This is a genomic window from Streptomyces sp. WAC03905 (genome assembly GCF_057371075.1).
In genome coordinates this window covers 747,579-765,984 of the sequence record NZ_JBXYDZ010000003.1, presented here as the reverse complement: position 1 = coordinate 765,984, position 18,406 = coordinate 747,579, and the positions used below count along the sequence as shown (strand labels likewise).

Here is an 18,406-nt window from a genome sequence, read left to right as displayed (position 1 = left end):
GACTTATCGGTCCCGGCCGTACGTGTGGAACCCGCGGCCGGTCTTTCGGCCGAGCAGCCCCGCCTGAACCATCCGCTGGAGCAGCGGGGGCGGGGCGTAGAGGGGTTCCTTGAACTCGTCGTAGAGCGACTCGGCGATCGCGGCGACCGTGTCCAGGCCGATGAGGTCGGCGAGCCTGAGCGGGCCCATGGGATGGGCGCAGCCCAGCTCCATGCCCGCGTCCACGTCCTGCGCGGTCGCGAACCCGGACTCGGCCATGCGGACGGCCGAGAGCAGGTAGGGGACCAGCAGGGCGTTGACGACGAAGCCGGCCCGGTCCTGGGAACGGACGGCGGTCTTGCCGAGGGTGTCGCGGACGAAGGTCTCGACGGTGTCGGCCACGCGGGGCGCGGTGTGCAGGGAGGACACGATCTCGACCAGCGGCAGGACGGGTACGGGGTTGAAGAAGTGCAGGCCGAGTACGTGGTCGGCGCGGCGAGTGGCCATCCCGAGCCGCATGACGGGGATGGCGGAGGTGTTGGTGGCGAGGATCGCCTCCGGGTCCTCCACGATCTTGTCCAGGGCGGTGAAGATCTCGGTCTTGGCGTCGGCGTTCTCGGTGACGGCCTCGATGACCAGCCGGCGGTCGGCGAGGTCCTCCAGGTCACCCGTGAACAGGAGTCGGGCCAGGGCGTCTTCCGCCGAGATCCGGTCGAGTTTCCCGCGCTGGACCGCGCGTTCGAGGGAGACGGCGATCCGCTCGCGGGCCGCCAGGGCGGCGGCCGCGTCGGCCTCGGCGACGACGGTGTCGAGGCCGGCGCGGGCGCAGACCTCGGCGATGCCGGCGCCCATCTGGCCTCCGCCGACGATTCCGACGCGTTGGATGCCGTGCGTGTCGTGAGGCTGAACCGGGGCGTTCACGCTGTCACCGGCGCGGAGGCGCGACGAACGAGGTGGCGGGAGTACGCGTCCGGGGTGAAGAAGGCCGGGAGCCGCCCCGAGAGAGCGCCGTCCACGAACACCTCGCGAGCTTCGAGCACCAGGGCCTGCGGATCCTCCTCCGCCAGGGCGGTGCATTCGGCGTCGAGGAGGTCGAGGACGGCGGCGCGTTCCAACCGGTCGTGGCGGAGCCACTGCCAGATCTGGACGCGGGCGATCTCGGCGGTCGCCGCGTCCTCCATCAGCCCGTACAGGGCGACGGCGCCGTGGCCGCGCAGCCAGGCGTCGAAGTAGCGCAGGGCCACGGCGATGTTCGAGCGGACGCCCTCGGGGGTGGGGGGTGCGGCGATCCGGCGTACCGAGAGCAGATCGGCCGCCGTGATCTCGACGTCCTGGCGTGTGCGCTCCAGTTGGTGGGGCCGGTTCCCGAGAACGCCGTCGAAGACCCCGCGGCAGACGGGCACGAGCCCGGGGTGGGCGACCCAGGAGCCGTCGAAGCCGTCCTCGGCCTCCCGCTCCTTGTCGAGGCGGACCTTCGCCAGTGCCGCTTCGTTCGCGGCCGGGTCCTTGCCGGGGACATGGGCGGCCATCCCGCCGACGGCGTGGGCGCCGCGCTTGTGACAGGTACGTACGAGGAGTTCGGTGTAGGCGCGCATGAACGGGGCGGTCATCGTGACGGCGGCCCGGTCCGGGAGCTGGAAGTCGGTACGGTGGCCGAAGGTCTTGATGAGGCTGAACAGGTAGTCCCAGCGGCCCGCGTTCAACCCGGCGCTGTGCTCGCGCAGTTCGTAGAGGATCTCCTCCATCTCGAACGCGGCGGTGATCGTCTCGATCAGGACGGTGGCGCGGACCGTGCCGCGGGAAATCCCCAGGAGGTCCTGGGCCATTACGAAGACGTCGTTCCACAGGCGGGCCTCGTACCGGTTCTCCAGTTTGGGGAGGTAGAAGTACGGGCCGTGGCCGGCGTCGATCTGGCGCTGCGCGCAGTGGAAGAAGTACAGGCCGAAGTCGACCAGGGAGGCGGGGACGGGTCGGCCGTCGATCTCGAGGTGTTCTTCGAGGAGGTGCCAGCCGCGCGGGCGGACCATGATCGTGGCGAGGTCCGTACCGAGGCGGTACTCCTTGCCCCCGGGCGTGGTGAAGTCGATGCGGCGTGCGATGGCGTCGAGCAGGGTCAGCTGGCCGCCGATGACGTTGTTCCACTTGGGGGCGGTGGCGTCCTCGAAGTCGGCCATCCAGACCTTGGCACCGGAGTTGAGGGCGTTGACGGCCATCCGGCGGTCCGGCGGGCCGGTGATCTCCACCCGGCGGTCGGTCAGTCCGGGCGCGGGCGGCGCCACCCGCCAGTCGGGGTCGGCGCGGACCGCGGAGGTGGCGCGGGAGAAGTCCAGCGGTGTCCCCGAGGCCAGGTTGCCGGAACGGCGGCGGCGCTCCTTGAGGATCTCCAGGCGACGCTCTGCGAAGGCCGCATCGAGGCGGGCGATGAAGGCGAGCGCAGCCGGGGTGAGGATCTCGTCGTGGCGTGCACCCGGTGTGCCGAGGACTCGGACACCGGCGGTCAGGGACGTGGACATCTGGTTCTGCTCCTCGGGGGTGGGCAGCCGGCGCCCGAGGCAGAGACCTCGGGCGCCTTCGGACGACGACGGTCGGAGGCCGGGCGTGGCCGGACGGGGGGAAGGAGCGGCTCCTAGTGGAACTGCTCCTCCTCGGTGGAGCCGGCGAGCGCGGTGGTGGAGGAGGCCGGGTTGACCGCGGTGGAGACCAGGTCGAAGTAGCCGGTGCCGACCTCGCGCTGGTGCTTGACCGCCGTGAACCCCTGGGCCTGGGCGGCGAACTCGCGCTCCTGGAGGTCGACGTAGGCGGTCATGCCGTGCTCGGCGTAGCCGCGGGCCAGGTCGAACATGCCGTGGTTGAGGGAGTGGAAGCCGGCCAGGGTGATGAACTGGAAGCGGTAGCCCATGGCCCCGAGCTCGCGCTGGAACTTGGCGATCTGGTCGTCGTCCAGGGCGGCCTTCCAGTTGAAGGAGGGCGAGCAGTTGTAGGCCAGCATCCGGTCCGGGTACCGCGCGTGGATCGCCTCGGCGAACTCGCGGGCCTGCGCCAGGTCCGGGGTGCCGGTCTCCACCCAGATCAGGTCCGCGTACGGGGCGTAGGCGAGGCCGCGGGCGATGACCGGGGCCATGCCGTTGCGGACGTGGTAGAAGCCCTCGGCGGTGCGCTCGCCCGTGCAGAACTCCGCGTCGCGCTCGTCGACGTCGCTGGTCAGGAGGGTGGCGGCGAGGGCGTCGGTACGGGCGATGATCAGGGTCGGGGTGTCGGCGATGTCGGCTGCGAGGCGGGCGGCGTTGAGGGTGCGGACGTGCTGGGAGGTCGGGACGAGGACCTTGCCGCCGAGGTGGCCGCACTTCTTCTCGGAGGCGAGCTGGTCCTCGTAGTGGATGCCGGCCGCACCGGCCGCGATCATCGCCTTGGTGAGCTCGAAGGCGTTCAGCGGGCCTCCGAAACCGGCCTCGGCGTCCGCGACGATCGGCGCGAGCCAGTCCGTCGTGTCGGTGCCGCCCTCGGCGGTGGCGATCTGGTCGGCTCGCAGCAGCGCGTTGTTGATCCTGCGCACCACCTGCGGGACCGAGTTGACCGGGTACAGGCTCTGGTCGGGGTAGGTGTGCCCGGCCTGGTTGGCGTCGGCGGCGACCTGCCAGCCGGAGAGGTAGATCGCCTGAAGCCCGGCGCGCACCTGCTGGACCGCCTGGCCACCGGTCAGCGCCCCGAGGGCGTGGACGTAGTCCCGCTCGTGGAGCTGTCGCCACAGCCGCTCGGCGCCGCGCCGGGCCAGGGTGTGCTCCTCGCGGACGCTGCCCGAGAGCCGCACCACGTCCTCGGCCGTGTAGGTCCGCTCGATGCCCGCCCACCGCGGGTCCGTGGCCCACTTCTGCTTGAGCTGCTCGGCGGCCGCCGTCGTGTTCGTGTCTGCCATGACCGTCACCGTCTCCATGAATCGTTTGGTCTGCCAACGCGCTCGTTCATCGCGGCGAGCTGATGGCACTCTGTGCCGCGTATCGGGGGTGCCGGCCGCCGGGCCCTGGGTGGAACTGAGCAATGTTGCAGGTCAGCCGAGCGTGGACTGCCGGGATCGCCGACGTCAGGGCGTGCGTCGTACCTGGAGTGTCCCTCTCGACTGCCGGGGTCCGGCGGCCGCAGGACAGACTCTGACAGCGGCACGCAGTGCCATCAATGAGGTATGCATGCCAACTTCTGCGAATCTTCTGCGGCCGTTCTGCCAAGGTTGCGAAGGGGGTGAACGGCCGCACCATGCGTAACCTGAAGCCGGTCGAGGCCGGAGGAGGCCAGGTGAGCAAGACGTACGCGGGGGCGCGGCTGCGGAGGCTGCGCGAGGAGCGCCGGATGAGCCAGGCGGAGCTCGCCCGGGTCCTGGGCATCTCCCCGAGCTACCTGAACCAGATGGAGCACGACTCCCGTCCGCTCACCGTCCCGGTGCTGCTCCGGCTGACCGAGGCCTTCGGAGTCGACCCCGGGTTCTTCTCCGAGCGGGATACAAGCCGCCTCGTCGCCGACCTGCGCGAGGCGCTCGCGAGTGAGGTCGCCGAGGCCCGGGTTTCCCCCTCCGACCTGGCGGAACTGGCCACCCGGATGCCGGCCGTGGCCGCCGTCCTGCTGGATCTGGGGCGGCGCAGCCAGCTCCTGGCGGAGCGGCTCGCGGACACCGCGGACGGACGGGACGGCGGCCCGGCGGCGCCGCGTTCGCCGCACGAGGAGATCCGCGAGTTCTTCTACCGCCGCCAGAACTACCTCCACGACACCGACCTCGCCGCCGAGGCCCTGGCCCGGGAGATCGGCATCCGCCCCGGGGAAGTCGTCCGGGTGCTGTCGCGCCGCCTCACCGAGCACCACGGACTCCGCCTTGCCGCGGACTCCGACCGCCTCCACCACTTCGACGCGGACGCACGGGTCCTGCACCTGTCCGGCCGGCTGCGGCCGGGCCAGCAGGCGTTCCGGATGGCCACCCAGCTCGCCCTGCTGGAGTACGGGGCGGAGCTGGACCGGCTGGCTGCCGAGGACTTCCCGCAGGACTCACCCGCCCACGGCCTGGCCCGGATCGGCATCGCGAACTACTTCGCGGCCGCACTGATCCTCCCGTACGGTGCCTTCCACACCGCGGCCGAGGAGTTCCGCTACGACATCGAACGCCTCACCGACCACTTCGGCATCGGCTACGAGACCGCCTGCCACCGCCTCAGCACCCTCCAACGCCCCAGGCTGCGCGGGGTGCCCTTCTCCTTCGTCCGCGTCGACCGCGCCGGGAACATGTCCAAGCGGCAGTCCGCCACCGGATTCCACTTCTCCCGCGCGGGCGGCACCTGCCCGCTGTGGAACGTGTACGAGGCCTTCGCCGCGCCCGGCCGCATCCACGTCCAGGTGGCCGCCATGCCCGACGGGCAGCGCTACCTGTGGACCGCCCGCGCCGTCACCCGTCACCGCGGCGGCTGGGGCGAACCCGGCAAGACCTTCGCCATCGGCCTCGGCTGCGAGATCCGCCACGCGCCGCGGCTCGTCTACTCCGACGGCCTCGACCTGGACAACGCCTCGGCGGCCACCCCCATCGGGATGGGCTGCCGGCTCTGTGAACGCCTCGACTGCCCGCAGCGCGCGGTTCCGCCCCTCGGCCGCCCTCTCGCGGTCGACGAGAACAGCAGCACCTTCATCCCCTACCCGGTCGCCCGCGACCGCGGGTGAGCACCGGACCCGGCCCAGCCGGCGCGCCTCCGCCTCGGTCACCGGGTCCCCCGCCCGCACGGCGGGCAGCTCGGCAGACGATGCGCGTGCTCCGACTTCAGGGCGCGCGGCGGTGGGTCTGGACTTACTAGGACGTCCAACTATATGTTCGTGGCACAAGGTCCGCGGTGCAGGGAAGCCGGTGCAAAACCGGCACGGTCCCGCCACTGTGACCGGGGAGTGCGCTGCCGTTCACACGCCACTGACGAGGTCGGTCGGGAAGGCGGGCGGCGCGCGGTGATCCGGGAGTCAGGATACCGGCCGCGGATGTTCCGTGTTGTCCACGAGGATGGAGCAGACACGCATGGCACCGGTTTGTACCCACGACCCTGGTGATCCGGCGGAGCGCACCCGCACCACGTCCGTGCGCTCGTAGTTCTCACGGCTTTCCGCAGCGGTGCACCCCCATCCGGGTGCCGTCCGCCGGTCCGTCGTGCCATCCCCGGATCCAACCTGACGAGAGCAGGCATCCATGGTCCGTGAACTCACCCATTTCATCGGCGGAAAGCACACCCCCGGCATGTCCGGGCTCTTCGCCGACGTCTACGACCCGAACACCGGAACCGTCCAGGCCCGCGTGCCGCTGGCCGGTCGCGCCGACACCGAGGCGGCGATCGCCAACGCGGAGGAAGCGCAGGCCGATTGGGGCCAGTGGAATCCCCAGCGGCGTGCCCGGGTCCTGCTGCGTTTCCTCCGGCTCGTCGAGGGCGAACGGGAGGACCTGGCCCGCATGTTGTCGGCCGAGCACGGCAAGACCGTCGCCGACGCCCACGGTGATCTGCAGCGAGGGCTGGAGGTGGTCGAGTTCGCCGCGGGGATCCCGCACCTGCTGAAGGGCGAGTTCACCGACAACGCGGGCACCGGGATCGACGTCTACTCACTGCGCTCGCCGCTGGGCGTGGTCGCGGGCATCACCCCCTTCAACTTCCCTGCCATGATTCCGCTCTGGCAGGCCGCACCCGCACTGGCCTGCGGCAATTCCTTCATCCTGAAGCCTTCCGAGCGTGACCCGTCGGTTCCGCTGCGCCTCGCCGAGCTGTTCCTGGAGGCCGGACTGCCGCCGGGTGTGCTCAATGTGGTCAACGGCGGCAAGGAGGCCGTCGACACCCTGCTGGAGGACCCTCGCGTACAGGCCCTCGGCTTCGTCGGATCCACCCCGATCGCCGCGCACATCTACGCCACGGCCGCCGCCCACGGCAAGCGTGCCCAGTGCTTCGGCGGCGCCAAGAACCACATGATCGTCATGCCCGACGCCGATCTCGACCAGGCCGTGGAGGCCCTCATCGGCGCCGGCTACGGCTCCGCGGGCGAGCGGTGCATGGCCATCGCCGTCGCCGTCCCCGTCGGCGAGGACACCGCGAACGCCCTGGTGGCCAGGTTGAAGCAGCGGATCGCCACCCTGCGCGTGGGCCGCTCCGACGACCCCGGGGCCGACTTCGGACCGCTGGTCAGCCGCGACGCCCTGGACCGGGTGAACCGCTACGTCGGCATCGGAGCCACCGAGGGCGCCGAACTCGTCGTCGACGGCCGCGGGTTCACCCTGCCCGGACACGAGAACGGCTACTTCGCCGGAGCCACCCTCTTCGACCGCGTGACCCCCCAGATGCGGATCTACCGCGAGGAGGTCTTCGGCCCGGTGCTGTCCGTCGTACGGGCCGCCGACTACGAGGAAGCCCTGCGCCTGCCCACCGAGCACCCGTACGGCAACGGCGTCGCGATCTTCACCCGCGACGGCGACACCGCACGCGACTTCACCCGCCGGGTGGGCGCCGGCATGGTCGGCGTCAACGTGCCGATCCCCGTCCCCGTGGCCTACCACACCTTCGGCGGCTGGAAGCGGTCCGGCTTCGGCGACCTCAACCAGCACGGCCCCGACTCCGTCCGCTTCTACACCCGCACCAAGACCGTCACCTCGCGCTGGCCCTCCGGGGCCAAGGAGGCCGCGAGCTTCACCATCCCGACGATGGGCTGAACGCCGTGACGACCACCCTCACCGAGGACCAGCTCGCCCTCGCCGAAGTCACCCTCGACTTCGCCCAGGAGCAGCTCGCCCCGCACGCCGTCGCCTGGGACCAGGACAAGCACTTCCCCGTCGACGTCATCCGCCGGGCCGCCGCGCTCGGCCTCGCCGGCGTCTACGTCCGTGAGGAGAACGGCGGTTCGGGCCTGTCCCGCGCCGACGGCGTCCTCGTCTTCGAGACCCTCGCCACCGGCTGCCCGTCCATCGCCGGATACCTCTCCATCCACAACATGGTCGCCTGGATGGTCGACCGCTACGGCGACCGCTCCCAGCGCGAGCGCTGGCTGCCCGGCCTCTGTACCGCCGCGACCCTGGGCAGTTACTGCCTGACCGAACCGGGCGCCGGGTCGGACGCCGCCGCGCTGCGCACGCGCGCCGAGCGGCAGGGCGACCACTACGTGCTGACGGGGGTGAAGCAGTTCATCTCCGGAGCCGGCGCGTCGGACGTCTATGTGGTCATGGCGCGGACGGGTGACGCCGGCCCGGCCGGGATCTCGGCCTTCGTCGTCGAGCGCCAGGACCCGGGGGTGTCCTTCGGGCCCAACGAGCGCAAGATGGGCTGGAACGCGCAACCCACCCGCCAGGTGATCCTCGACGGCGTCCGCGTCCCCGCCGACCGGCGCCTCGGCGCCGAGGGCGGCGGCTTCCGCATCGCCATGAACGGCCTCAACGGCGGTCGCCTCGGCATCGCCGCCTGCTCCCTCGGCGGCGCCCAGAGCGCCCTGGACCGCTCGCTGTCCCACCTGGCCGACCGCGAGGCCTTCGGCAGCCGCCTGCTGGACGCCCAGGCCCTGCAATTCCGCCTCGCCGACATGGCCACCGAGCTGGCAGCCGCCCGCGCCCTGGTCCGGCAGGCCGCCGAAGCCCTCGACACCGGGGATCCGCTGGCCCCGCGCCTGTGCGCCATGGCCAAACGCTTCGCCACCGACACCGGGTACGCGGTCGCCGACGCCGCCCTTCAGCTGCACGGCGGCTACGGCTACCTCAGCGAGTACGGCATCGAGAAGATCGTCCGCGACCTGCGGGTCCACCAGATCCTGGAAGGCACCAACGAGGTCATGCGCGTCATCGTCGCGCGCGGACTGACGGAGACCCTGCGATGACCAACGAAGCCCCTGAAGTCCGCGACGACCACGTCCTCCTGCGCACCGAGGGCCACGCCGCGTACGTCACCCTGAACCGCCCCAAGGCACTGAACGCCCTCAGCCACCCCATGGTGCTCCGTGTCGAGCAGGCCCTCACCGCCTGGGCCGAGGACCCCTCGGTCGAGCTGGTCGTCATCGAGGGCGCCGGCGATCGGGGACTGTGCGCGGGCGGGGACATCCGGGCGATCCACGAGGACGCCCGCTCCGGCGGCACCGCCTCGGCCGACTTCTGGCGGGACGAATACCGGCTCAACGCACTGATCGCCCGCTACCCCAAGCCGTACGTCGCCCTGATGGACGGCATCGTCATGGGGGGCGGGGTCGGCGTCTCGGCCCACGGCAGTGTCCGCATCGTCACAGAACGGTCGAAGGTGGCCATGCCCGAGACCGGCATCGGCTTCGTCCCCGACGTCGGCGGCACCTACCTCCTCGCGCTCGCCCCCGGAGAACTCGGTACCCACCTGGCGTTGACCGGAGCTACCGTCGGTGCCGCGGACGCGCTGCTGTGCGGCCTCGCCGACCACTTCGTCCTGGCGGCGGCGCTGCCCGCGCTGGTGCGGGAACTGGCGGTGGACTGCGTACACGCGGTACTGGAACGCCATGTGGCAGAGCCTCCGGCCGGGGGGCTGGCCTCAGCGCGTGAGTGGATCGACCACTGCTACGCCGCCGACACCGCCGAGGAGATCGTCGCGCGGCTGTCGGCGTCGGGCGTACCCGCCGCGAAGGACGCGGCCGACACCCTGCGCTCCAAGTCCCCCACCGCGGTGAAGGTCACCCTCGCCGCGCTGCGCCGTGCCCGGCACCTCGGGCCGCTGGAACGCGTACTGGAACAGGAGTACCGCGTTTCCTGCGCAGCCCTGTCCTCGCCCGACCTGGTCGAGGGCATCCGCGCCCAGGTCATCGACAAGGACCGTGCCCCGCACTGGTCCCCGGCCGCGCTGGAGGACGTCACAGCAGCGGACGTGGACCGGTTCTTCGCTCCACTCGACGCGAACGAGCTGCGACTCGTCGCGACCGCTTCGTCCCAGGAGGTCGTCTGGTGAGCAGGACCGTCGCATTCATCGGCCTCGGCCACATGGGCGGGCCGATGGCCGCCAACCTCGTCAAGGCCGGCCACCGCGTCGTCGGCTTCGACCTCGTACCGGAGTCGCTGGCCACGGCGGCCACTGCCGGTGTCGAGCCCGCGGCCTCCGCCGTCGCAGCCGCGACGGAAGCCGATGTGGTGATCACCATGCTTCCGGCGGGCCGGCACGTTCTGGCCCTCTACGGTGAGCAGGGGCTGCTGGCTGCTGCGCGACCGGGGACCCTGTTCGTCGACTGCTCCACGATCGACGTGGCCGATGCCCGTGCCGCCCACGAGGCCGTAGTCGCGGCCGGTCACCGGGCACTGGACGCCCCGGTGTCCGGCGGGGTGGTCGGTGCCGAGGCGGCCACGCTCACCTTCATGGCGGGCGGCGGGGCGGACGAGTTCGCCGCGGCCGAACCGCTGCTCGACGCCATGGGCAAAAAGGCGGTGCACTGCGGCGCCGCGGGTGCCGGGCAGGCCGCGAAGATCTGCAACAACATGATCCTCGCGATCTCGATGATCGGAGTCAGCGAGGCGTTCGTCCTCGCCGAGAGCCTCGGTCTCGACCACCAGGCCCTCTACGACGTCGCCTCCACCGCCTCCGGCCAGTGCTGGGCCCTCACCGTCAACTGCCCGGTCCCCGGACCGGTCCCGGCCAGCCCCGCCAACCGCGACTACAGCCCCGGCTTCGCCGCCCCACTGATGGCCAAGGACCTCGGCCTCGCCGCGAACGCACTGCGCTCCGGCGGTGTGGAAGCGCCGCTGGGCCTCAAGGCCGCCGAAATGTACGTGGCGTTCGCCGCCGCCGAGGGCGCGGAGCTCGACTTCTCGGCGATCGTCCGCACCCTCCGACCGCAGAACGGAAACCCCGCATGACCGCCTACGAGACCATCCTCCTGGAACGCAAGGGCCGCGTCGCCGTCCTCACCCTCAACCGGCCCGAAGCCCTCAACGCCCTCAACCTCCAGGTCATGACCGAGGTCGTGGCCGCCACGGAAGAGCTGGACCGGGACCCGGACGTCGGCTGCATCGTCCTCACCGGCTCCGCCAAGGCCTTCGCCGCGGGAGCCGACATCAAGGAGATGCGTCCGCAGAGCTACATGGACATGTACCTCTCGGACTGGTTCAGCGCCTGGGACCGCCTGAGCCAGGTACGCACCCCCACCCTCGCAGCGGTCTGCGGATACGCCCTCGGCGGCGGCTGCGAGCTGGCGATGCTCTGCGACATCCTGCTCGCCGCCGACACCGCCGAGTTCGGTCAGCCCGAGATCAAGCTCGGCGTCATCCCGGGCATCGGCGGCTCCCAGCGCCTGACCCGCGCCGTCGGCAAGGCCAAAGCCATGGAACTGTGCCTCACCGGGCGAACCATGGATGCCGCCGAGGCCGAGCGAGCCGGGCTTGTTTCCCGTATCGTGCCGGCCGGCGAACTGCTCGCCGAGGCCCTCGCGGTGGCCACGACCGTCGCCGAGATGTCCAAGCCGGTCGCGATGATGGCCAAGGACGCCGTGAACCGCGCCTTCGAGACCACCCTCGCCGAAGGCGTCCGCTTCGAACGCCGCCTGTTCCACGCGGTGTTCGCGACAGCCGACCAGAAGGAGGGCATGTCCGCGTTCGTGGACAAGCGCCCGCCGCACTTCACCCACAGCTGAGCCCGCCCCCGCGTCCGGGGCCGGCAGATCCAGCCTTCCCCGGACCGGGTACTGGGCACGGGGAGGGCCGCCGGGTTTTCGGTGGGTGTGCGGCGGCCGAACTGCGCGCCCTGGCACCCGCTGTGATCAGGGACTCACGGTCTTGGCCGGGGGCCCGCCACGCGGTAGCGTCAACGCGACATAAAGACATAGCGACGACGGCGAGACGGAAGTCCGGTGTGAATCCGGCATGGTCGCGCCACTGTGTGCTGCGGCGGCTCCTCCCGGGGGGCGTCGCGGCGAGTCAGACCCGAGGACCGTCGTCCTGCACCACCGTATGGGACGCGTTGTTCCCCGAGGAGGTTCCATCATGGCCGAGGCCGTCGCTTCCGCTGCCGTATCCACCCCCGCCCTCGCCCCGTCGGCTCCGCTGCCCGTCAAGGCCGTACTGCCCTGGGCGGTCTTCGTCGGCCTGCTGATGCTCGTGGCCCTGTACTTCGTCGGTGCCGAGCAGGGTGCCACCGCCGTGTTCGCCGGCGAGGGCGTGCACGAGTGGGTGCACGACGGCCGCCACCTGCTCGGCTTCCCCTGCCACTGAGAGGCCGCGCACATGTACGCCTCCACTGTCAGAGGTCTCCTGGTCCGCGGCATGCTCGCGGGCCTGATCGCCGGACTCTTCGCCTTCGCCGTCGCCTATGTGGTCGGTGAGCCCCCGGTCCGCGGTTCCATCGCCGTCGAGGAGGCCGCGGCCGCCGGGGAAGCGGCTCCCGCGGCCGGTCACGCCGGTCACGGCGGCGCGGCCGCGCCGGACGCGGCCGCCGAGGAGGAGGAAGAACTCGTCAGCCGGCCGGTCCAGTCGACGGCCGGCCTGGCCACCGGCGTCCTGGTCTACGGGGTCGCGCTGGGCGGCATCGCCTCCCTGGCGTTCTCCTTCGCCCTCGGCCGCGTCGGCGGGTTCAGCCCGCGGGCCACGGCCGCGCTCACCGGCGCGGGCGCGTTCGCCCTCGTCTACCTCGTACCGTTCCTCAAGTACCCGGCCACCCCGCCGGCGGTCGGCAACCCGGACACGATCGGACAACGCACCACCCTGTTCTTCCTGATGATCCTGCTGAGCGTGCTGCTCGGCGTCGGCGCGATCATCCTCGGGCGACGACTGGCACCCCGCCTGGGCAACTGGAACGCGACACTCACCGCGGCCGGCGCCTTCGTCGTCGCCACCGCCCTGGCGTTCGTGTTCCTGCCGGACAACAGCGACGCCGTCCAGCCCGGTTTCCCCGCCGCCCTGCTGTGGGAGTTCCGGATCGCCTCCCTGGCCGTCCAACTCGTCCTGTGGACGGTGTTCGCCATCGTCTTCGGCGCCCTCGCCCAGAAACTCCTCGCCACGCGGACCGAGGACGCGGAAGTGACGGCCCGGCAGCAGGTGCCCGCCCTCGGCTGATCCGCGCACAGCACCACCTGCAGAGCCCTGCCGCCCCCGAAATCCGGAGCGGCAGGGCTCTGTTCGTTGCCCGGCCCACGTCCCTCTGTCCATCATGTGGTCCGCAATGTGGACGGTTCTGCTCGCGCTTCGGAAAATCCGCCTAGGGTGGCCGGTGCAGCTGGTTCGCCCCGTCCGCCAGGCGGGATGCGTCGTAAGAGGGAACCCGGTGGGAATCCGGGACTGCCCCGCAGCGGTGAGCGGGAACGACCGCCGTCATACGCACTGGGACCGGACAACGGTCCTGGGAAGCGACGGCCAGTAGGTGCCCGCCGGGAGACCGGCAGGCGTGCCCGCGAGTCCGAAGACCTGCCCGTTGCCCGCGTGCGGACGATTCCGCGTGCGGACATCCCGGTGACCTCGTGGGCGGGTCGGCGTACACAGCGAGCGGCAGCTGCGGCATCGTCCCCGCGGCGTGGTCCGCCCGCTCCGTCGTTCCCTTCGCGTCCGCGTCCCGTCGCCGGGATGTTCCTGGACACATCTCGCGAAGGAGAGTTCCGTGACAGCGAAGCCCGCAGCCGCGGCAGCACGAGCCACCGTGTACGGCTACCCCCGCCAGGGCCAGAACCGCGAACTGAAGAAGGCCGTCGAGGGCTACTGGAAGGGCCGCGTCACCGCCGACGCCCTCCGGGAGACCGCAGCCGCATTGCGCCGTTCCAACTGGCAGCAGCTCGCCGCCGCCGGCCTCCACGACGTACCGACCGGTGACTTCTCGTACTACGACCACGTGCTGGACGCCAGCGTCATGGTCGGCGCCGTCCCCGCCCGCCACCGGGCCGCGGTCGCGGCCGACGCACTCGACGGCTACTTCGCCATGGCGCGCGGCACCCAGGACGTGGCACCGCTGGAGATGACCAAGTGGTTCGACACCAACTACCACTACCTCGTCCCCGAGCTCGGACCCGACACCGTCTTCACCGCGGACCCCGCCAAGCAGGTCGCGGAACTCCGTGAAGCCCTCGCCCTCGGGCACACCGCACGACCGGTCCTGGTCGGCCCGATCACCTACCTGCTGCTGGCCAAGCCCGCTCCTGGCGTGGCCGCCGACTTCGAGCCGCTGACGCTCCTGGACCGGCTGCTCCCCGTGTACGCCGAGGTCCTCGCCGCCCTGCGGGCGGCCGGCGCCGAGTGGGTGCAGCTGGACGAGCCCGCCCTGGTCCAGGACCGCACTCCGGCCGATCTGAACGCCGCCGCCCGCGCCTACCGCGACCTCGGCGCGCTGACCGACCGGCCCAAGCTGCTGGTCGCCTCCTACTTCGGCCGCCTCGGCCAGGCCCTCCAGGTCCTGGCCGCCTCACCTGTAGAGGGCCTGGCCCTCGACTTCACCGAGGCCGGCGCGGCGAACCTGGACGACCTCGCCGCCGTCGGCGGGCTCCCCGGCAAGCGCCTGGTGGCCGGTGTGGTCAACGGACGCAACATCTGGATCAACGACCACCAGAAGTCCCTGACCACCCTCGGTACCCTCCTCGGTCTCGCCGACCAGCTGGACGTCGCCGCGTCGTGCTCCCTGCTGCACGTTCCCCTGGACGCCGCCGCCGAGCGGGACATCGACCCGCAGATCCGGCGTTGGCTCGCCTTCGCCCGCCAGAAGACGGCCGAGATCGCCACCCTGGCCCGCGGTCTGGCCCGGGGCACGGACGCCATCGCCGCGGAACTCGCCGCGAACCGCGCCGACCTGGCCTCCCGCGCCAGTTCGGCCCTCACCCACGACCCCGCGGTCCGGGCCCGCGCCGCGGCCATCACGGACGCCGACGGACGGCGCTCGCAGCCCTACCCCGAGCGGTCCGCCGCCCAGCGGGCACACCTGGGCCTGCCGCTGCTGCCCACGACCACCATCGGATCGTTCCCGCAGACCGACGAGCTGCGCGTGGCCCGCGCCGACCTGCGCGCCGGCCGCATCGACACGGCCGGCTACGAGGCACGCATCAAGGACGAGATCGAAGAGGTGATCTCCTTCCAGGAGAAGACCGGCATCGACGTCCTGGTGCACGGCGAGCCCGAGCGCAACGACATGGTGCAGTACTTCGCCGAGCAGCTCACCGGGTACCTCGCCACACAGCACGGCTGGGTCCAGTCCTACGGCACCCGCTACGTCCGCCCGCCGGTACTGGCGGGGGACATCTCCCGCCCCGAACCGATGACCGTGCGCTGGACCTCGTACGCCCGGTCCCTGACCTCGAAGCCGGTGAAGGGCATGCTGACCGGTCCGGTCACCATGCTCGCCTGGTCCTTCGTACGCGACGACCAGCCGCTCGGCGAGACCGCCCGCCAGGTCGCGCTCGCGCTGCGCGACGAGGTGAACGACCTGGAGGCCGCCGGTACCCCGGTGATCCAGGTCGACGAGCCCGCCCTGCGCGAGACGCTCCCGCTGCGGGCCGCCGACCACGCCGCATACCTGGCCTGGGCCACGGAGTCCTTCCGGCTCACCACCAGCGGGGTCTGTCCGGACACCCAGATCCACACCCACATGTGCTACGCCGAGTTCGGCGACATCGTCCAGGCCATCGACGACCTCGACGCGGACGTCATCAGCCTGGAGGCCACCCGATCCCACATGCAGGTGGCGCGCGAACTCGCCGCCCACGGCTACCCCCGCGAGGCCGGCCCGGGCGTGTGGGACATCCACTCCCCGCGCGTCCCCTCCGCCGAGGAAGCCGCGGACCTGCTCCGGACCGGCCTCAAGGCCATCCCGGCCGAGCGCCTGTGGGTCAACCCCGACTGCGGCCTGAAGACCCGCGGCTGGACGGAGACCCGCGCCTCTCTGGAGAACCTGGTCACCGCCGCCCGGGAGATCCGCACGGAACTCGCGACCGACGGGTCCTGACGACACCGGTCGCGGGCCGGAGTCCTCAGGGGCGCCGGCCCGCGACCGGCCGTGAACCCATGGGTGTCTTCGGTGTCTTCGGCGCTTTGACGTGGCCGGCCACGCCGGGCCGGACCAGCGGCCGGGAGGGTCTTGACGGGAGTGGAGGCCGCTGGCCACCATGTCCGGGCGAACCAGCTCTGCGTTCTTCGGGAATTCCCAACGCGTAACGCACTTCTCCGAATCGACCGCCCTCGGGATCCGGCGGGGCCTCGTCGACGAGGCGTGCCATCACGATCGAGTGAGCCCTTCCTGGAGGTCGAGCCTTGGGCACCGCGCCGGAACCGCCGCCCGACCACCCGTACGCTTCCCCCGCAGCCCCGATGCTCCCGCCCCTTCCGCAGGCGCCCGGGCGGCTGCCGCTCCTCGGCCACGTCATCCCGCTGGTGCGCAGTCCGCTGGCGTTCCTCGCCGCGCTCCCCGCGTGCGGTGACGTCGTCGAGATCCGGTTGGGGCCGATCCGGGCGGTGGTGGTGTGCGATCCGGCCACGACGCACCACGTCCTGATGGACGACAAGACCTTCGACAAGGGCGGCGAACTCATCGAGCGGCTGCGGGAGGTGATCGGCGACGGCCTGGGACTGTGCCCGCACGACCAGCACCGGCGCCAGCGGAGGCTGGCCCAGCCGGCGTTCCGTCATGAGCGCATCCCCGGCTACGCCGACCGGATGGCGGAGCACACGGCGGACGTGACCGCGGCCTGGCAGCCGGGGCAGGTCCTGGACGTGTACGCCGAGATGACCGGCCTCACCACCAGGGTCCTGCTCGCCTCGATGTTCTCCAGCGCTCTGCCGGGGCGGGCCGACCACGAGGCGCTCCGCCGGGACGTCACCACCGTCGTCGACAGCGTGTACCGGCGCCTGCTGACCCCGCGTCCGCTGCTGCGCCTGCCGACTCCCGCCAACCGCCGCTACCGGCGTGCGAACGCCCGGCTGCACACCGTCGTGGAGTCGCTGCTCGCCCGGCGCCGGACCGATCCCGGTCGCGCCGGGGACCTGCTGGCCGCGCTGGTGTCGGCCGGCGAAGGCACCTCCGTGACGGCGGACGAAGGCCTTTCCGCGTCCGAGGTCGTCGCCAACACGCTGATGTTCCTGCTGGCCGGCATCGAGACCACCGCCTCCGCACTGGCCTGGGCGCTGCACCTGATCGCCGCCCACCCCGACGTCGAACGCGAGCTGCACGCCGAAGTCGACACGGTCCTCGGCGGCGGCCGCCCCCGCCACACCGACCTGCCCCGGCTCGGGCTGACCGGCCGGATCGTCACGGAAACACTTCGGCTCTACCCGCCGGGCTGGCTCTTGACCCGCACCGCCACGGCCGACACCCACCTGGGCGGACACCCCATCGCCCGCGGTACCACCGTCGTCTACAGCCCCTACATCCTCCACCGCCGCGCCGACCGGTTCGAAGCCCCGGAACGGTTCGACCCCGACCGCTGGCTCCCCACGCGCCCACGGCCCGACCGGCAGGCGTTCATCCCGTTCAGCAGCGGCAGCCGCAAGTGCATCGGCGACGCGTTCGCCATCGCCGAGGTCACCCTGACCGTGGCCGACATCGCTTCGCGCTGGACGTTGCGGCACGCACCCGGACCACCTGTCACGCCCGCCAGAAGCGCCAGCCTCTACCCGCGGAACCTGCGCATGCGGGTCGAAGCGCGGCGTCCGCAGTCGCCGCACCCGACCACGAGGAGTCCGCGATGAAGCCGATGCTGGAGGGGAAAGCCGTGCTCATCACGGGTGCGGCGGGCGGGATCGGAGCCGCCGCCGCTCGCGTCTTCAGTGCGCACGGCGCCCGACTGGTCCTCGCCGACGTCAACACCGAGGGCGGCCGGCGAGTGGCCGAGGAGGTGGTGAAGGGCGGTGGCGACGCGATGTTCGTCCGTACCGACATCACTTCCGAGGAAGAGGTGGCCGCGCTGGTCCGGGCGACGGTCAGGGCCTTCGGGCGACTCGACTGCGCCTTCAACAACGCAGGTGTCGACGGAGCGACGGCTCCGCTGCACGAGTCGACCCGGGAGAACTGGGATCACGTGCTGCGGGTCAACCTCACCGGCGCGTGGCTCTGCCTCAAGCACGAGATCGGCCAGATGCTCCGGCAGGAGGGCGGCGTGATCGTCAACACCGCGTCCATCGCCGGCCTGGTAGGGCTCGGCGCGACGCCGCAGTCCGCCTACTTCGCCGCCAAACACGGTCTGGTGGGCCTGACCAGGCAGGCCGCCCTTGAATACGCCCACCACGGTGTTCGCGTCAACGCCATCTGCCCCGGGGCGGTACGCACACCCCTGCTCGACGCCGCCATGCGAGCCGGGGTCATCGCGGAGCAGGACGCCGTAGCTCACACCCCGGCCGGCCGGCTGGCCTCGCCCGAGGAGATCGCGGAGGCGGCCGCATGGCTGTGCAGCGACCGCTCCTCCTTCGTCACCGGCCAGGCCGTGCCCGTCGACGGCGGCTGGACGTGCCAGTGACCGCCCCCTTCGATCCACGACCCCCCGAGGAGGA

14 protein-coding genes and 2 riboswitches are annotated in these 18,406 nt (G+C 71.7%); of the genes, 11 read left to right on the top strand and 3 right to left on the bottom strand.

All coding sequences use genetic code 11. The features are described 5' to 3' along the window. Positions 1 to 3 precede the first annotated feature (3 nt). From AC2RP6_RS06420 to aceA, 3 genes are all read right to left on the bottom strand, one after another. Entirely contained in the window at positions 4 to 900 is an 897-nt protein-coding gene (locus tag AC2RP6_RS06420; protein WP_486445289.1) for a 3-hydroxybutyryl-CoA dehydrogenase, read from the bottom strand. Next, positions 897 to 2,492, bottom strand: a complete 1,596-nt coding sequence (gene aceB / locus AC2RP6_RS06415; RefSeq protein WP_486445288.1) for a malate synthase A — start codon at positions 2,490 to 2,492, stop codon at positions 897 to 899. Before aceB ends, AC2RP6_RS06420 begins: the two co-directional genes overlap by 4 nt. Before the next feature lie 113 nt (positions 2,493 to 2,605). Next, a complete protein-coding gene (gene aceA / locus AC2RP6_RS06410) occupies positions 2,606 to 3,892 on the bottom strand; it encodes an isocitrate lyase (protein ID WP_486445287.1) in 1,287 nt (428 codons plus the stop codon). A 374-nt stretch (positions 3,893 to 4,266) separates the two neighbouring features. Here aceA and AC2RP6_RS06405 point away from each other — a divergent pair, with 374 nt between their 5' ends. The 11 genes from AC2RP6_RS06405 (at position 4,267) to AC2RP6_RS06355 (ending at position 18,372) form a co-directional block, all read left to right on the top strand. Continuing rightward, positions 4,267 to 5,670, top strand: a complete 1,404-nt coding sequence (locus AC2RP6_RS06405; RefSeq protein ID WP_486445286.1) for a short-chain fatty acyl-CoA regulator family protein — start codon at positions 4,267 to 4,269, stop codon at positions 5,668 to 5,670. Positions 5,671 to 5,804: 134 nt separating this feature from the next. Further along, positions 5,805 to 5,989, top strand: a riboswitch (cobalamin riboswitch). A 192-nt stretch (positions 5,990 to 6,181) separates the two neighbouring features. Then, positions 6,182 to 7,681 carry a CoA-acylating methylmalonate-semialdehyde dehydrogenase gene (locus AC2RP6_RS06400; protein ID WP_486445285.1) on the top strand — a complete coding sequence of 500 codons (1,500 nt, stop codon included), beginning with the start codon at positions 6,182 to 6,184 and terminating at the stop codon, positions 7,679 to 7,681. After that, a complete protein-coding gene (locus AC2RP6_RS06395) occupies positions 7,678 to 8,832 on the top strand; it encodes an acyl-CoA dehydrogenase family protein (protein ID WP_486450238.1) in 1,155 nt (384 codons plus the stop codon). Before AC2RP6_RS06400 ends, AC2RP6_RS06395 begins: the two co-directional genes overlap by 4 nt. Beyond that, a complete protein-coding gene (locus tag AC2RP6_RS06390; RefSeq protein ID WP_486445284.1) occupies positions 8,829 to 9,917 on the top strand; it encodes an enoyl-CoA hydratase/isomerase family protein in 1,089 nt (362 codons plus the stop codon). The genes AC2RP6_RS06395 and AC2RP6_RS06390 overlap by 4 nt, the downstream gene beginning before the upstream one ends. Continuing rightward, on the top strand, positions 9,914 to 10,816 hold the full coding sequence (gene mmsB, locus AC2RP6_RS06385; protein WP_486445283.1) for a 3-hydroxyisobutyrate dehydrogenase: 903 nt from the start codon (positions 9,914 to 9,916) through the stop codon (positions 10,814 to 10,816). Before AC2RP6_RS06390 ends, mmsB begins: the two co-directional genes overlap by 4 nt. Beyond that, entirely contained in the window at positions 10,813 to 11,589 is a 777-nt protein-coding gene (locus AC2RP6_RS06380; RefSeq protein WP_486445282.1) for an enoyl-CoA hydratase, read from the top strand. The genes mmsB and AC2RP6_RS06380 overlap by 4 nt, the downstream gene beginning before the upstream one ends. Before the next feature lie 349 nt (positions 11,590 to 11,938). Then, positions 11,939 to 12,166 (top strand): CbtB domain-containing protein, encoded by a 228-nt coding sequence (locus tag AC2RP6_RS06375; protein ID WP_486445281.1) that lies wholly within the window; start codon positions 11,939 to 11,941, stop codon positions 12,164 to 12,166. A 12-nt stretch (positions 12,167 to 12,178) separates the two neighbouring features. Beyond that, a complete protein-coding gene (locus AC2RP6_RS06370) occupies positions 12,179 to 13,006 on the top strand; it encodes a CbtA family protein (RefSeq protein WP_486445280.1) in 828 nt (275 codons plus the stop codon). Between the two features lie 157 nt (positions 13,007 to 13,163). Continuing rightward, a riboswitch (cobalamin riboswitch) is annotated at positions 13,164 to 13,364 on the top strand. Between the two features lie 180 nt (positions 13,365 to 13,544). After that, on the top strand, positions 13,545 to 15,869 hold the full coding sequence (gene metE, locus AC2RP6_RS06365) for a 5-methyltetrahydropteroyltriglutamate--homocysteine S-methyltransferase (protein ID WP_486445279.1): 2,325 nt from the start codon (positions 13,545 to 13,547) through the stop codon (positions 15,867 to 15,869). Between the two features lie 305 nt (positions 15,870 to 16,174). Then, positions 16,175 to 17,608, top strand: a complete 1,434-nt coding sequence (locus AC2RP6_RS06360) for a cytochrome P450 (RefSeq protein WP_486445278.1) — start codon at positions 16,175 to 16,177, stop codon at positions 17,606 to 17,608. Continuing rightward, complete coding sequence (locus AC2RP6_RS06355) at positions 17,605 to 18,372, top strand: glucose 1-dehydrogenase (protein ID WP_486445277.1); 768 nt, start codon at positions 17,605 to 17,607, stop codon at positions 18,370 to 18,372. The genes AC2RP6_RS06360 and AC2RP6_RS06355 overlap by 4 nt, the downstream gene beginning before the upstream one ends. Positions 18,373 to 18,406: the final 34 nt, after the last annotated feature.